We start from the raw sequence: 14,465 nt of genomic DNA on the forward strand, positions 1-14,465 counted from the left end.
TCGACAATCCGATGCTGAACGGCTTGCGAGGCCTTTGCCGAATCAGGAGCGTACGTTGACAGTACGAAGTCATTCGATCACTCTAGGAGATGTGTCGCTTCGGATCCTGGTGGCCGAGCACCTCGCGCTGGTGCGCAGGGGCCTGGTCGCCTCGCTCGACGCGGAGACCGATCTCGAGGTCGTCGCCGAGGTCGGCAACGGCGCGGACGTCGTCCCCGCCGCGCTGCGGCACGCTCCCCAGGCCGCCGTCGTCGACCTCGATCTGCCCGGCCTCGACGGCCTGAGCACCGCCGCGCTGCTGCGCGAGCACGCGCCCGGCTGCCGGGTGCTGATCCTGTCGGCCCAGCCCAACCCCGGCCAGGTACGGCGGGCCTTCGAGGCGCACGCGACGGGCTTCATGAGCCTCGACGTGGCGCCCGAGGTGCTGGCCGAGGGCCTGCGAGCCATGGGCGAGGGCCGTAGGGCCGTCGACTCGGAGCTCGCGGTGGCGGCGCTGGAGTCGGCCGCCAACCCGCTCACCCCGCGCGAGCGCGATGTGCTGAGGGTCGCGGCGGGCGGGGCCCGCTCGACGGAGATCGCCGACGAGCTGTTCCTGTCGGTGGGCACGGTCCGCAACCACCTGTCGCGCATCATGTGCAAGACGGGGGCCCGCAACAGGCTCGACGCGGTGCGCATCGCCAGCGACTCCGGCTGGCTGTAGCCGCGCCTTCTTGCCCATCCGGGGGTGGCTGAGCGTGGCCGAGCCCCGGTGGAACCGCGCCGCTCCGACCGGGACTCGGGGTCTCACGGGCGCACTCAGCCGGCGCCCTCGGGCACGCCGTCGATCATCGGTGAGTCGTAGAACACGAGGTCGACGATGCGGCAGAGCTCCACACCTTGAGAATCTCAAGCCCGCTCCACCGCCAGACAGTGACTCAGCTCACGATCTGACCGTGTGATTCGTCATGGGCGCCAGATCAGGACGAGCGCGCAGTCGTCGTTGTGCCCCGAGGCCATCGAGTTGACCAGAGCTCTCGCGCCGTCGCGGAAACCCGAGGGCAGCAGCCGCTCGGCCTCGCCCAGCAGCCGGTCGAGGCCGGCGTCGATGTCGCGGCCCGGCTGCTCGATGAGGCCGTCGGTGTAGAGCAGGAGCGCGTCGCCCTTGCGCAGCACGCCGCTGTCGGGCTCGCAGTGCAGGTCGGGCACCACCCCGAGGACCACGCCCTTGGCCGAGGCGATCTCCCAGTTGCCGGTGCCCGAGTCGAGCTTGACGACGGGCGGGTGGCCGGCCGAGGTGATCGTGTACTCGCCGGTGGCCAGGTCGAGCCGCAGGTGGACGGCGGTGACGAAGCCCTCGTCGCCGCGCTGGCGGTGCAGGTAACCGTTGCAGGCGGGCAGGAAGTCGTCGACCGAGCCGAGCAGCCCGCCGAACGTGCCCGACAGCAGCAGCGCCCTGGTGCCCGCGTCGACGCCCTTGCCCGACACGTCGACCAGCGCGATCTCCACGTTGTCGCCGTCGCGCATGGAGACCAGGAAGTCGCCGCCGAAGGAGGAGCCGCCCGCCTGTTTGAGCACCACCTTGGCGCCCCAGTCCTTGGGCAGCGAGGGCAGCTCACTCTGGCTCTTGAGCCGGTCGCGCAGCTCCAGCAGCATGGCGTCACCGCGCAGGCCCTGCACGCCGAGTTTGCCCCTGATACGGGCCATGAGCACGGCCAGGACCGTGGTGAAGCCGATGGTCACCATGAGCCCGAGACCGATCCTGTTGACGCCCAGGACCGCTCCAATGTAGGCGAGGGCGGCCAGGACGGACACCAGCAGGATGGCCAGGCTGCGCAGCCGCAACTGCAGCCCGCCGACCAGCGTGATGAGGATGAACAGGGAGGGGGAGAACCACTCGGTGGAGACGCGGGCGGCCAGCCCGCCGACCACCAGGGTCAGCAGGGAGAGCGTGATGAGCAGATTGCGGTCCCTGGCCAGCGGCCCTCTCCTGAGGAACCTGACGGCGGGCACCAGACCAGGCACTTTGACCAGCACCGCACGCAGCCGAGGCGGGATCTGCGGCACCGGACGTGAGTTCATGATGGGCCTGACTGTATCGGTCTCTCCCGGGTTTGGGCAGCCCACTTGACCAACGCCTTGATCATTAGGCACGGATATTGGGTGGCCGTCCGGCTTTGCCCGCTCCTACGGTGGACGGATGACGTATCCGATCCGCCCCATCTCGGAAGAGGAGTGGCCCCAGTTCAGCGGCGTGCTCGCCGAGGGATTCAACTGGACGCCGCATCCCACCCAAACCGAACGCTGGAAGGCGAACACCGAGTTCGACCGGACCCTGGCCGCCTTCGACGGCGACCTCATCGCCGGCGTCACCGGCATCCACACCTTCTCGATGGCGGTGCCGGGCGGCATGCTGCCCGTGGCGGGAGTGACCGCGGTCAGTGTGCTCCCCTCCCACCGCCGCCGGGGCATCCTCTCCCAGATCATGCGCCGCCAGCTCGCCGACATCCGCGAGCGGGGCGAGGCGGTGGCCGCGCTCTACGCCTCCGAGGCGATCATCTACGGCCGGTTCGGGTACGGCAGGGCGGCCGACAGCCTGGCGCTGCGCATCCCCACGCACCGGTCGGCCTTCACCGCCGCCGCGCCTTCCGACCCTTCGCTCAGGGTCCGCGTGGTCAGGCCGGCCGACGTCAGGCCCGTCCTGGAGGAGCTGTTCGCCGAGGTCGTGGCCAGGCGTCCGGGCCGGTACGCGCGCGACGAGGGCTTCTGGAACATGATCCTGGCCGACGAGGAGTTCGACCAGCAGGGCGCGGGCAGCCTGCGCGCCATCCTGGTCGAAGACTCCTCCAGGGCGCGCGGCTACGCGCTGTTCCGCGTCAAGGGGAACTGGGGCGAGTACGGCGCGCCCGACGGCGAGCTGCAGCTGCGCGAGCTGCACGCTACCGACCCCGCGGCGCACGCGCTGCTGTGGCGTGCGGTGCTCGACCGCGATCTGGTGACCAAGGTCACGGCCGACATCCCGGTCGACGATCCGATCACCCAGCTGCTGGCCGACGTCCGCCAGCTCCACCCGCGCTGGCTCGACGACCTGTGGGTGCGGCTGGTGTCGGTGGACGCCGCGCTGACCTCCCGCGCCTACTCCGCGCCCGTGGACGTGGTGATCGAGGTGGCCGACGACGTCTGCCCGTGGAACGCCGGACGCTGGCGCCTGACGGCCGACACCGGCTCGGCCGCGTGCAAGCGCACCGACGAGGCTCCCGACGTGTCGCTGCCGGTCTCCGCGCTCGGCGGGGCCTACATGGGCGCGGGGTCGCTGGTGGCCCAGCGGTCGGCGGGCCTGCTGACCGAGCACTCGGCGGGCGCGGTCCACGCCCTCGCCACCGCCATGTCGTGGTCGCCCGCCCCGTGGGCGGGCTGGGTCTTCTGATCGATCGTGCCGCTCTCCTGATCAGGACCGCTCTCCTGATCAGGACCGGTCCTCTGATCGGGCCGGTCTCCTGATCGGGCCGGTCTCCTGATCGGGTACGGCACGCATGGGTCGGCCGCCACCCCGGGCGCGGGGCGGGCGTCTCTCCAGGGAAACGCTCCCCGAGCGCGCGGGGCAGACCGCCGTCACGGAAGGCGGCGGCCGGAAAGGCGGCGGCACGGCAGGCGGCGGCGGGGTGTGGCGGGTTACAGTCGCAGGTATGGCGCTGCAGAGTTTGCAGATCACGGCGATCACCGCGATGCGAGCGAGGGACGTCTCCCGGCCCTCGCAGGAACAGCAGGACACGGCCGACCGGCGGCCGTTGCGCGACGAGACCCCACGACGCGAGGCCCGCCGCAGGTCATAACCACGGCGGGAGTGCCCGCCCCCAGCCACAGTCACGGCGGGAACGCCCGCCCCCAGCCACAGTCACGGCGGGAACGCCCGCCCCGAGCCACAGTCACGGCGGGAACGCTTGCCCCGAAACATGCTCACGGCGGGAGTGCCCGCCGTGAGCCGTAGCCAGGCGCGAGCACGCCGCGAACCGTGGCCATGACGAGGCCGTGGCGGGGCGCCCGCCGCGAGCCGTGGCAGAGGCGGGGCGCTCCGCCCTGCGGTGACGGCAGTCCGGCGGATACGGCAGTTCTGCGGTTACGGCAGTGCTGCGGTTACGGCAGCGGCGGGAGCTGGCCGATGGTCTCGTAGGAGGCGAGCTGGGCGATGCGGCGGCTGTGCCGCTCCGCGCCCGAGAACGGGGTGGCGAGGAAGACCTCGACGAACCTGGTCGCCTGCTCCTCGGGGTGCATGCGCGCGCCGAGGCTGATGACGTTGGCGTTGTTGTGCTCGCGGGCCAGCTGGGCCGTCTCCTCGCTCCAGGCGAGGGCGGCGCGGATGCCGCGCACCTTGTTGGCCGCGATCTGCTCGCCGTTGCCGGAGCCGCCGATCACGATGCCGAGGCTGCCGGGGTCGCCCGCGACGCCTTCCGCGGCGCGCAGCACGAACGCGGGGTAGTCGTCCTCGGCGTCATAGACGAAAGGACCGCAGTCGGTCACCTCATGCCCTTGGTCCTTCAACCAGGTCACCAGGTGGTTCTTCAGCTCATAGCCGGCATGGTCGGCACCGATGTAGACACGCACGCGACCAGTTTCGCAGGTTCGCGAGGCGCGATCCACGCGGGCCCCACGCTAGAGTAAGAGCCTCTCGCCTACCACAGTCCTTACAGGAGTACAGCGCCCATGCGTGAGATCCGGTACATCGGCGATCCCGTCCTGCGCACCGCGGCCGAGCCCGTCGTCGACTTCGACAGGGAGCTGCGCAAGCTCGTCGACGAGATGTTCGAGGCGATGTACGCGGCCGACGGCGTGGGCCTGGCCGGGCCGCAGATCGGCGTGTCGCGCAGGCTGTTCGTCTACGACTGCAGCGGGCGCAAGGGCCACCTGATCAACCCCACGCTGACGATCGACGACGCCGAGGAGGTGCTCGACGAGGAGGGGTGCCTGTCGGTGCCGGGCCGCGCCACCGGCAAGCCGCTCTACGCGGCGACGCCGAGGGCGGCGGGCGTCAGCATCGAGGGCGTGGACCGGCTCGGCCGCAAGGTGAAGCTCAAGGCGCGCGGGCTGCTGGCGCGCTGCTTCCAGCACGAGACCGACCACCTGAACGGCACGCTCTACGTCGACAGGCTGCCCAAGAGCCAGGCCCGCGAGATCCTCCAGCGCACCCACTGAGCCGAACCGCCGACGCGGCGGCGGACAGGCAGCTGTGTTGATTGGCTCGCTCGCAGGCTCGCTCACAACTGGAGCGACTTGACCTCGAAGTACTCCTCGAGCCCGTGCTCGCCCAGCTCCCTGCCGATGCCCGAGTGCTTGTAGCCGCCGAAGGGCGCGTGCGGGTTGAACTGGCCGCCGTTGATCGAGACCTGGCCCGTGCGCAACCGCCTGGCCACCGCGACGGCCCGCTCCTGCGTGCCGGCCCACACCGCGCCCGCAAGACCGTAGCGGGTGCCGTCGGCGATCTGCACGGCCTGCTCCTCGCTGGTGTAGGGGATGATCGACAGGACGGGACCGAAGATCTCCTCCTGCTCGATCGTCATCCCCGGCTCCACACCGGCGAAGATGGTCGGCTCGACGTAGTAGCCGCGCTCCATGGGCCTCTCGGTGCCGCCCATGATGAGGCGCGCGCCCTCCTCCTGGCCGGTGTTGATGAAGCGCACCACCCGGTCGCGCTGCGCGGCCGACACCAGCGGGCCGATCCTGGTGGCCTCGTCGAAGGGGTCGCCGACGACGTACTTGCGGGCGGCCTCGACCGCCAGGCCGACCGCCCGGTCGTACTGGTCGCGGTGGACGATCATGCGTGACCACGCCGAGCACGTCTGTCCCGCGTTGACGAAGGCGTTGGCGACGCCCGCCTTGACCGCCGCGGGCAGGTCGGCGTCGGGCAGGATCAGGTTGGCCGACTTGCCGCCGAGCTCCAGCGCCACCCGTTTGACGCCCGCGGCAGCCAGCGCGGCCACCTGGCGGCCGGCCCTGGTCGAGCCGGTGAAGGAGATCATGTCGACCTCGGGGTGGGCGGCCAGCGCCTCGCCGACGACCGGGCCCCTGCCGCTGACCAGGTTGAACACGCCCTTGGGCAGGCCGACCTCGTGGAAGATCTCGGCCAGCGCGTAGGCCGCCAGCGGCGCCACCTCGCTGGGCTTGAGCACGACCGTGCATCCGGCGGCGAGCGCGGGCGCGACCTTGCAGACGATCTGGTGGAGCGGGTAGTTCCACGGCGTGATCGCGGCCACGACGCCCACCGGTTCCTTCACCACGACCGAGTTGCCGATCCGGCTCTCGAGGGGATGGCTCTCGGCCAGGTGCGCGTAGGAGGCCAGCACGCCCGCGGGCATCAGCGTCTGCACCTTCAGCGCGAAGCCGTACGGGGAGCCCATGTCGGTGGAGATCGTCCTGGCGACGCTCTCCGCGCGTTGCTTCAGCAGGTCGGCCGCGGCGGCCAGCAGCTTGCCCCGCTCGGCGGGAGCCGTGGCCGCCCAGGCAGGAAAGGCGGCGCGGGCGAACAGGACCGCCGCCTCCGCGTCATCGGGAGCGCCTGCGGGAACGGTATCGATCGTCTCCTCGGTGGCCGGATTGACGACGTCGATTCCTTCTCCCGAGACCGAGGCCGTCCAGGCCCCGTTGATATAGAGATGACGCATGTCCCCCATCCTTGCGCGCCGAAGGTCACAAAGCGAGAACCTTGACTCACCCGAGGGTACGGCGAAGCGCCCAGGTTAGGGGGACATGTCGGAGATCTCGCCTCAGTCGAAGACGGGCTGCCGGGTGCGGGTCCGCTTGAGCTCGAAGAAGTCCTCGAAGCTCGCGACGGTGCGCACGCCGTCCCAGAGCCTGCCGGCGTCCTCGCCGCGCGGGATCTTTGTCAGGACGGGCCCGAAGAAGGCGACGCCCTCGACCTGGATCACGGGGGTGCCGACCTCCTGCCCGACGAGGTCGATGCCGCGGAAGTGCGACTGCCTGATGGCCTCGTCGTAGTCCTCGGAGTCCATGGCGTCGGCCACCTCCCTGTCGAGGCCCGCGGCCTCCAGGGCGTCGGCCACGGTGTCCCTGACCGTGGGGCCCTCCTTGGGCCTGCCCAAGGTGTGGAAGCGGGTGCCGAGCTCGGTGTAGAGGGGGCCGACCACGTCCTCGCCGTACTTCTGCGCCGCCGCGGCGACGACGCGGACGGGGCCGATCGCGGCGGCGATCATCTCGCGGTACTCGTCGGGGATGTCCTTGTCCTCGTTGAGGACGTTCAGGCTCATGATGTGCCACCGGGCTTCGATGTCACGGACCTTCTCGACTTCCACCAGCCAGCGAGAAGTGATCCACGCGTACGGACAGAAGGGGTCGAACCAGAGGTCCACGGGGGTTCGCTGAGACATGTTGGGGGTTCTCTCATTCGTGGTGACCTTGCCCTGGGCCATAACCTGAGTGAGAGTCAGGACTATTCCTGGCATGGCAGGATTCAGACAAAACCCCAAAGATGTGGTGAAGAGGAGCGGATCTTGGCAGGCAACCTGACCCGTGACGAAGCTCGCGAGCGGGCCCGGCTGTTGAAGGTCGAGTCGTACGACGTCAAACTCGACCTGACGGAGGGTGAGGAGCGGTTCGAGAGCGTCACGACCGTTCGTTTCTCCGCCGCGGAACCCGGCGCGACGACGTTCATCGACCTGCACGGCGCGCACGTGCGCTCGGTCGAGCTCAACGGTGTCGCGCTCGACGTCTCCGGCTACGACGAGGACAAGGGCCGCTTCCCGCTGCCCGGCCTCGCCGCCGACAACGAGTTGACCATCGACGCCGACTGCGTCTACATGCGCACAGGCGAGGGCCTGCACAGGTTCGTCGACCCCGTCGACCAGAAGGTCTACCTGCACACGCAGTTCGAGACGGCCGACGCGCACCGCATGTACGCCTGCTTCGACCAGCCCGACCTCAAGGCGACTTTCGAGCTGACCGCGCTCGCCCCCGCCGACTGGGAGGTCGTCTCCAACAGCGCGGCCGACTCCGTCGAGGAGCTGGCCGCGCACGAGGGCCGTCACGGCACCACCCAGGCGGCCAAGCGGCACCACTTCGCGGTCACCCCGCGCATCTCGACCTACATCACCGCGCTGGTGGCCGGCGGCTACCACAAGGTGACCGCCGAGCACGACGGCATCCCGCTGGGCATCTACTGCCGCGCCTCGCTGGCCGAGCACCTCGACCCCGACAACATCTTCGAGGTCACCCGTCAGGGCTTCGACTTCTTCCACAAGGTCTTCGGCGTCCGCTACCCGTTCGGCAAGTACGACCAGCTGTTCGTCCCCGAGTTCAACGCGGGCGCGATGGAGAACGCCGGCTGCGTCACCTTCCTCGAGGACTACGTCTTCCGCTCCCGCGTCACCGACGCCATCATCGAGCGCCGCGCCGAGACGATCCTGCACGAGATGGCGCACATGTGGTTCGGCGACCTGGTCACCATGCGCTGGTGGGACGACCTGTGGCTGAACGAGTCGTTCGCCACCTACGCCTCCGTGCTGTGCCAGGCCGAGGCCACCCGCTGGGGCAACGGCGCGTGGACCACGTTCGCGAACGTGGAGAAGGCGTGGGCCTACCGGCAGGACCAGCTCCCCTCCACCCACCCGATCGCCGCCGACATCCCCGACATGCAGGCGGTCGAGGTCAACTTCGACGGCATCACCTACGCCAAGGGCGCCTCGGTGCTCAAGCAGCTGGTGGCCTACGTCGGCCTCGACAACTTCCTGGCCGGCGTGCGCGACTACTTCAGCGAGCACGCGTGGGGCAACACCGAGCTGAAGGACCTGCTGACCGCGCTGGAGCGGACCAGCGGCCGTGACCTGTCGTCGTGGTCGAAGGAGTGGCTGGAGACCTCGTGGGTCAACACGCTGCGCCCTTCGTTCGACGTGGACGCCGAGGGCCGCTTCACCCGCTTCGAGGTGCTGCAGGAGGCCCCCGCCGAGTACCCGACGCTGCGCTCGCACCGCGTCGCGATCGGCCTGTACTCCCTGGTCGACGGCGTGCTGACCAGGACCAGGCGGGTCGAGCTCGACGTGGTCGGCGCGCGTACGGCCGTCGCCGAACTGCTCGGCGAGACCCAGCCCGACCTGGTGCTGGTCAACGACGACGACCTGACCTACGCCAAGGTCAGGCTCGACGAGCGCTCCCTGGCCACGCTGGTCGAGGGCGGCATCTCGCGCTTCGCCGAGTCGCTGCCGCGCGCCCTTAGCTGGTCGGCGGCGTGGGACATGACCCGCGACGCCGAGATGGCCACCCGCGACTACGTCAAGCTGGTCATCTCCGGCATCGAGACCGTCAAGGACATCACGGTCGTGCAGACCGTGCTGCGCCAGGCTCGCCAGGCCGTGCAGCAGTACGCGGACCCGGCCTGGCAGGCCGAGGGGCTGGCCCAGCTCGCCGCCGCGCTGAAGTCGTGGATCGGCGCCGCCGAGGCGGGCTCGGACCACCAGCTCGCCTACGTCAACGCCTTCTGCGCGGTGGCCACCTCGGCCGACGACCTGGCCTTCGTCCAGGGCATCCTCGACGGCACCGCGGTCCCCGAGGGCCTGGCCGTCGACGCCGACCTGCGCTGGACGCTGACGCAGGCCCTGGTCTCCGGCGGCGTGCTCGGCGCGGCCGACATCGAAGCGGAGCTGAAGCGCGACGCCACCGCCTCGGGCGAGCGCTCGGCCGCGCTGTGCAAGGCGGCCATCCCGACCGCCGAGGCCAAGGCCGAGGCGTGGGCGGCGATCACCGGCGGCAAGCTGGCCAACGCGATCTTCAGGTCGATGATCGCCGGGTTCCAGGATCCGCACCACGTGGAGCTGCTCGCGCCGTACAAGGAGAAGTACTTCTCCGAGGTCGGGCGGATCTACGAGGAGTGGACGTTCGACATGGCGCAGAGCTTCGCCGTCGGCTGCTTCCCCGCGCTGCTGATCGAGCAGGAGACGGTCCAGGCGGCGCACGACTACCTCGCCTCCTCCGCCGCGCCCCAGGCGCTGCGCAGGATGGTGCTGGAGGGCGCCGACGGCGTGAGCCGCGCGCTGCGCGCCCGCGCGAAGGACGCTTCCTGACGCGCGCAATGTCCTGACACGCACGGCTGATCCGAAGGGCGCCCCTCGGCCGAGGGGCGCCCTTCGTGTTTCCCCGACTCTTGACAGCGGGAGGCCTTCGGACTCATATTTTCACCACTAACTTTATTTCCAAAGAAAGTCTGGGTCCTCGTATGGCAGGCAGTGATCGCGGCGACCTGACCAGGACGGCGATCCTCGCCCTCCTCGGCACGGTCGGTCCGCTCAGCCGTACCGAAATCGCCAGGGAGCTCGACCTCAGCCCCGCCTCCGTCACCCAGCTCACCCGCGAGCTGATGGGGCACGGCATGCTGGAGGAGCTCGACCTGAAGCCCTCCCGCGGCGGACGTCCCGCGCAGCGGCTCGGCCTCGTGGGCAGCGCGGGGCGCGCGCTCGGCGTCAAGGTGACGGCAGACCACCTGGTGATCGTCGACGTCCGGCTCGACGGCGTGGTGCTCGGCGCGTGGGAGCACCCCTTCGACCCGTCGGGCCCGCACGCGCTCGACGACCTCGCCGGCACGGTCGAGGCCACGCTCGCGCGGATCGAGCAGGCCCCCCCGCTGCTGGGCGTCGGCGTGGGCGTGCCGGGCAGCGTCGACGACCAGGCGGTGGGCACGGTCAACGCGCCGACGCTCGGCTGGCAGGCCATGCCCGTCGGCGAGCGGCTGCGCCGCCGCCTCAGCCTCCCCGTGCTGGTCGAGAACGACGTCAACGCCCTGGCCGCCGCCGAGCGCCTGTACGGCAGGGGCCGTACCCACCGCGACTTCCTCGTCCTGACGATCGGGCGGGGCGTCGGCGCGGCCATCGTGACCGACGGGCGCGTCTACCGGGGCGCGCGGGGCGGCGCGGGCGAGTTCGGCCACGTGCCCGTCGACCCCTCGGGGCCGGTGTGCGGGTGCGGCACGGCGGGCTGCCTGGAGGCGTTCGTCGGCGCGGCCGGGCTGGTGGCGGCCGCCAGGGACAAGGGCCTGCTCGGCGAGCACGCGGCGCACGGCGACCCCGGTGCGAGGGACCCCGGCGCGAAGGACGCGGTCGACGAGCTGGGCAGGGCCGCGGCGGCGGGCGACCGGGCCGCCCAGGACGTCTTCGACCAGGCGGGCAGGATCCTCGGCAGGTCGACCGCCGGGCTGATCAACGTGGTCGACCCCGAGGTCGTGGTCATCCTCGGCGAGGGCGTCGCGCACTGGCCGTACTGGCAGGTGGGCTTCGACAGGGCGGTGCGCGCCCAGCTCATGCCGGGGCGGCGCGACATCGCGATCGAGGTGGAGAGCTGGGACGAGACGAGCTGGGCCCAGGGCGCGGCGGCGCTGGTGCTGGCCACGCCGTTCGACGCGGCGGGCGCGGCGGGCGAGCAGGGCAGGCTCGTGCGCGCCCGGCTGATCGGAGCGGCCCCATGACGCTCACCGCCGCTCCCCCGCGGGCCCACGCGGCCGCCCGCAGGACCGGGCCGCCGCCGCGCGGGAGGTTACGCTACGCCGGCACGGTCGCGGTCTTCCTGCTGCCGAGCCTCGTCCCGCTGGTGCTGTTCACGCTGGTCCCGATGGCCGGGTCGCTGTGGGTGAGCCTGCACGAGTGGAACCTGATCGAGCCGATGCGCTGGGTCGGCCTCGGCAATTACGGCGAGGTGCTCGCCGACCCGGCGACGCGGGCGGCCTTCCTGCACACGCTGTACTTCATCGCCGGATACCTGCCGCTCGTCTACGCGGGCGGGCTCGGCCTGGCGATGCTGCTCAACAGGGCGATGGCGGGGCGCAACCTGTTCCGGGCGATCTACTTCCTGCCGGTCGTCACCAGCTGGGTCGTCGTCGCGCTGATGTGGAAGTGGCTGCTCAACCCGGCCAGCGGCATCGTGAACTGGGCGCTCGGCCTGGTCGGCGTCCTGGGGCCCGGCTGGTGGACCGACCCCACCTGGGCGATGCCGTCGATCATCCTCGCCTCGGCGTGGAAGGACCTCGGCTTCGTCATGATCATCCTGCTGGCCGGGCTGCAGGCGATCCCCGCCGAGTACCACGAGGCGGCGCGCGTGGACGGCGCCTCTGCCTGGCAGCGCTTCCGCCGCATCACGCTGCCGCTGCTGTCGCCCTCGACGTTCTTCGTCGTCGTCATCTCGCTGATCAACGGCTTCCAGGTCTTCGACCAGGTGCACGTCATGACGGCGGGCGGGCCCGGCGGGGCCACCGAGGTCGTGGTCGAGCAGGTCTACCGGCTCACCTTCCAGTACGGCAGGGCGGGCGCGGCCTCGGCGCTGTCGTGGCTGCTGTTCGCCGTCGTCCTGGTGGTGACGCTGATCCAGGTCCGCGCCCAGCGCCGGTGGGTGAACTATGGGTAGAGCGCTGAGGTATCTGCTGGTCGTGGTGGGCGCGCTGGTGATGCTGTTCCCGTTCGCGTGGGCGGTCATCACCTCGATCACCCCGGCTGGGAGCGTGCTGGCCACCCCGCCCGACTTCACCCCCGACGGGGCGAATCTCGGCGCGTACGGCAAGCTGCTGGAGGTCACCCCGTTCTGGCGGATCCTGCTCAACAGCGCGTGGATCGGGGCGGCCTCGACCATCCTGCAGGTGGTCACCAGCGCGATGGCCGCCTACGCCTTCGCCCGGCTGCCCTTCCCCGGCAGGGGCGCGCTGTTCGCCGTCTACCTGGCGACGCTGATGGTGCCGCTGCAGGTGCTGATCGTGCCGCTGTTCATCGAGATGCGGACCTTCGACCTCGTCGACACCTACTTCGCGGTCCTCGCTCCGACGATCGCCTCGGCATTCGGGGTCTTCCTGCTGAGGCAGGCGATCGCGCAGGTGCCGAAGGAGTTCGACGAGGCCGCGGTGCTGGATGGCGCCGGACATTTCCGGATTTTTGCGCTCATTGTGCTGCCACTGATCAGGCCCGCGCTGGCGACCTTCGCCATCTTCGGGTTCATGGCCAGCTGGAACAGCTACCTGTGGCCGCTGGTGATCATCAAGTCGCCCGAGTTCATGACGCTTCCCCTCGGCCTGGCCGAACTGCACGGCCGCTTCACCACCGAGTGGAACGTCGTCATGGCCGGGTCGGTGGTCAGCGTCGTGCCGATCCTCATCCTCTACCTCTTCGCCCAGAAACACGTCATCGCCTCCGTCGCCCAGTCAGGGCTCAAGTAAAAGGATCACCCCCCATGACCAGGACCAGGCTCGCCCTCGCCACGCTGGCCACCGCCGTCCTCGCCACCGCCTGCGCGCAGGGCTCGGCCACCAGGGACACGGCTGCCGACCCGGGTGGCAAGGTGACGGTGCGGTACTTCACCTTCTCCGCCGCGCCCGACCACGTGAAGGACCTCGACACGATCGTCGCCGCCTTCGAGAAGGAGAACCCGAAGGTGGACGTGGTCGTGGAGACCGCGCCGTACGACCAGTACTTCACCAAGCTGCAGACGAGCATCGCGGGCGGCACCGCGCCGGACACCTTCGAGCTCAACTACGAGAACTTCGTCACCTACGCCAGCGCGGGCTCCCTGCTCGACCTGGGCGCGGTCTCGGGGGACTCCGCGCCGACCGGTTACGCCCAGGAGTCGCTGGCGGCGTTCAAGCACGCGGGCAAGCAGTTCGCGCTGCCCGCCTCCTTCTCCACCGTCGTGCTCTTCTACAACAAGGACCTGTTCGAGAAGGCGGGCGTCGCCCCGCCCACCGCCGACTGGACCTGGAAGGACGAGCAGGCCGCGGCCGAGAAGCTGACCGACAAGAAGGCGGGCGTGTTCGGCGACTTCCAGCCCGTGCAGTTCTTCGAGTTCTACAAGACGCTCAAGCAGGCGGGCGGCGAGTTCCTCTCGGCCGACGGCAAGAAGGCCACCTTCAACAGCCCCGAGGGGATCAAGGCGGCCACCTGGCTGGTCTCCAAGGTCGGCAAGACCATGCCCACCGAGGCGGAGATCGGCGGCACCGCCGACTACGACACCAACCTGTTCAAGTCGGGCAAGCTCGCGATGTGGCACAACGGCATCTGGCAGTTCGCGGGGCTGAAGGACGTGCCGTTCGAGTGGGACGTCGTCGTCGAGCCCGGTGACGCGGCCAAGGCCAGCGCCGTCTTCCACAACTCGGTGGCCGCCTCCGCGACGACCAAGCACGGGAAGGAGGCCTACGCGTGGGCCAAGTACCTGAGCTCGTCGAACGTCGCGGCCACCACGCGCATCCAGTCGTCGTGGGAGCTGCCGCCCGTCTCCGACCAGGCGGTGCTCGACGGATACCTGAAGGACCCCAAGCCCGCCAACAGGCAGGCCGTCTTCGACTCGCTGCAGTCGATCGCGCTGCCGCCGGTGATCAAGAGGCAGCAGGAGATGCAGGACGCGGTCACCCAGGAGCTGTCGAACGCGGCGGCGGGCCGTACCTCCGTCGAGGCGGCGCTCAAGTCGGCCGCCGCCAAGGTGGACGAACTCCTGGGCTGACCGTCCCGACCGAAGCACCCAAC

Annotated in this window: 13 protein-coding genes; 9 read left to right on the plus strand and 4 right to left on the minus strand. The window is 70.3% G+C overall.

From position 1 onward, the window contains the following. Positions 1–91: 91 nt before the first annotated feature. Entirely contained in the window at positions 92–700 is a 609-nt protein-coding gene (locus ACFXJ8_RS21350; protein ID WP_379645658.1) for a LuxR C-terminal-related transcriptional regulator, read from the plus strand. A 242-nt stretch (positions 701–942) separates the two neighbouring features. Here ACFXJ8_RS21350 and ACFXJ8_RS21355 read toward each other — a convergent pair whose 3' ends face one another. Continuing rightward, the gene (locus tag ACFXJ8_RS21355) at positions 943–2,058 is read right to left on the minus strand and encodes a PP2C family protein-serine/threonine phosphatase (RefSeq protein ID WP_379645659.1); all 1,116 of its coding nucleotides are present in this window, start codon (positions 2,056–2,058) and stop codon (positions 943–945) included. A gap of 118 nt (positions 2,059–2,176) precedes the next feature. On the opposite strand from ACFXJ8_RS21355, the gene ACFXJ8_RS21360 reads away from it, so the two are divergent. Then, the gene (locus ACFXJ8_RS21360) at positions 2,177–3,403 is read left to right on the plus strand and encodes a GNAT family N-acetyltransferase (protein ID WP_379645660.1); all 1,227 of its coding nucleotides are present in this window, start codon (positions 2,177–2,179) and stop codon (positions 3,401–3,403) included. A 259-nt stretch (positions 3,404–3,662) separates the two neighbouring features. Continuing rightward, the gene (locus tag ACFXJ8_RS21365) at positions 3,663–3,809 is read left to right on the plus strand and encodes a hypothetical protein (RefSeq protein ID WP_379645661.1); all 147 of its coding nucleotides are present in this window, start codon (positions 3,663–3,665) and stop codon (positions 3,807–3,809) included. Positions 3,810–4,110: 301 nt separating this feature from the next. On the opposite strand, the gene ACFXJ8_RS21370 is transcribed toward ACFXJ8_RS21365, so the two are convergent. Beyond that, positions 4,111–4,578 (minus strand): ribose-5-phosphate isomerase, encoded by a 468-nt coding sequence (locus tag ACFXJ8_RS21370; protein ID WP_379645662.1) that lies wholly within the window; start codon positions 4,576–4,578, stop codon positions 4,111–4,113. A 99-nt stretch (positions 4,579–4,677) separates the two neighbouring features. Between ACFXJ8_RS21370 and def the strand changes: the two genes are divergently transcribed. Next, a complete protein-coding gene (gene def, locus ACFXJ8_RS21375) occupies positions 4,678–5,166 on the plus strand; it encodes a peptide deformylase (protein WP_379645663.1) in 489 nt (162 codons plus the stop codon). A 62-nt stretch (positions 5,167–5,228) separates the two neighbouring features. Here the strand turns inward: def and ACFXJ8_RS21380 are convergent, their stop codons facing one another. Both ACFXJ8_RS21380 and ACFXJ8_RS21385 read right to left on the minus strand, forming a co-directional pair. Next, positions 5,229–6,632, minus strand: a complete 1,404-nt coding sequence (locus tag ACFXJ8_RS21380; protein WP_379645664.1) for an aldehyde dehydrogenase family protein — start codon at positions 6,630–6,632, stop codon at positions 5,229–5,231. A 102-nt stretch (positions 6,633–6,734) separates the two neighbouring features. Further along, the gene (locus tag ACFXJ8_RS21385; RefSeq protein WP_379645665.1) at positions 6,735–7,355 is read right to left on the minus strand and encodes a DsbA family protein; all 621 of its coding nucleotides are present in this window, start codon (positions 7,353–7,355) and stop codon (positions 6,735–6,737) included. Between the two features lie 123 nt (positions 7,356–7,478). Between ACFXJ8_RS21385 and pepN the strand changes: the two genes are divergently transcribed. The 5 genes from pepN (at position 7,479) to ACFXJ8_RS21410 (ending at position 14,442) form a co-directional block, all read left to right on the plus strand. Then, positions 7,479–10,040, plus strand: coding sequence for an aminopeptidase N (gene pepN, locus ACFXJ8_RS21390; protein ID WP_379645666.1), 2,562 nt, complete (start codon positions 7,479–7,481; stop codon positions 10,038–10,040). Between the two features lie 152 nt (positions 10,041–10,192). Then, the gene (locus ACFXJ8_RS21395; protein ID WP_379645667.1) at positions 10,193–11,434 is read left to right on the plus strand and encodes an ROK family protein; all 1,242 of its coding nucleotides are present in this window, start codon (positions 10,193–10,195) and stop codon (positions 11,432–11,434) included. Further along, complete coding sequence (locus ACFXJ8_RS21400) at positions 11,431–12,366, plus strand: carbohydrate ABC transporter permease (RefSeq protein ID WP_379645668.1); 936 nt, start codon at positions 11,431–11,433, stop codon at positions 12,364–12,366. The genes ACFXJ8_RS21395 and ACFXJ8_RS21400 overlap by 4 nt, the downstream gene beginning before the upstream one ends. Beyond that, on the plus strand, positions 12,359–13,165 hold the full coding sequence (locus tag ACFXJ8_RS21405; protein WP_379645669.1) for a carbohydrate ABC transporter permease: 807 nt from the start codon (positions 12,359–12,361) through the stop codon (positions 13,163–13,165). The genes ACFXJ8_RS21400 and ACFXJ8_RS21405 overlap by 8 nt, the downstream gene beginning before the upstream one ends. A gap of 14 nt (positions 13,166–13,179) precedes the next feature. Beyond that, the gene (locus ACFXJ8_RS21410) at positions 13,180–14,442 is read left to right on the plus strand and encodes an ABC transporter substrate-binding protein (protein ID WP_379645670.1); all 1,263 of its coding nucleotides are present in this window, start codon (positions 13,180–13,182) and stop codon (positions 14,440–14,442) included. Positions 14,443–14,465 lie beyond the last annotated feature (23 nt).

This window comes from Nonomuraea sp. NPDC059194 (genome assembly GCF_042754765.1).
GTDB lineage: Bacteria > Actinomycetota > Actinomycetes > Streptosporangiales > Streptosporangiaceae > Nonomuraea.

Excerpts from the sequence above, each read along its gene's own strand:
- ACFXJ8_RS21410 (WP_379645670.1), top strand. The coding sequence starts at position 13,180 with ATGACCAGGACCAGGCTCGCCCTCGCCACGCTGGCCACCGCCGTCCTC.
- ACFXJ8_RS21365 (WP_379645661.1), top strand. The coding sequence starts at position 3,663 with ATGGCGCTGCAGAGTTTGCAGATCACGGCGATCACCGCGATGCGAGCG.
- ACFXJ8_RS21380 (WP_379645664.1), bottom strand. The coding sequence starts at position 6,632 with ATGCGTCATCTCTATATCAACGGGGCCTGGACGGCCTCGGTCTCGGGA.
- ACFXJ8_RS21400 (WP_379645668.1), top strand. The coding sequence starts at position 11,431 with ATGACGCTCACCGCCGCTCCCCCGCGGGCCCACGCGGCCGCCCGCAGG.
- ACFXJ8_RS21395 (WP_379645667.1), top strand. The coding sequence starts at position 10,193 with ATGGCAGGCAGTGATCGCGGCGACCTGACCAGGACGGCGATCCTCGCC.
- ACFXJ8_RS21360 (WP_379645660.1), top strand. The coding sequence starts at position 2,177 with ATGACGTATCCGATCCGCCCCATCTCGGAAGAGGAGTGGCCCCAGTTC.
- ACFXJ8_RS21355 (WP_379645659.1), bottom strand. The coding sequence starts at position 2,058 with ATGAACTCACGTCCGGTGCCGCAGATCCCGCCTCGGCTGCGTGCGGTG.
- ACFXJ8_RS21405 (WP_379645669.1), top strand. The coding sequence starts at position 12,359 with ATGGGTAGAGCGCTGAGGTATCTGCTGGTCGTGGTGGGCGCGCTGGTG.
- def (WP_379645663.1), top strand. The coding sequence starts at position 4,678 with ATGCGTGAGATCCGGTACATCGGCGATCCCGTCCTGCGCACCGCGGCC.
- ACFXJ8_RS21385 (WP_379645665.1), bottom strand. The coding sequence starts at position 7,355 with ATGTCTCAGCGAACCCCCGTGGACCTCTGGTTCGACCCCTTCTGTCCG.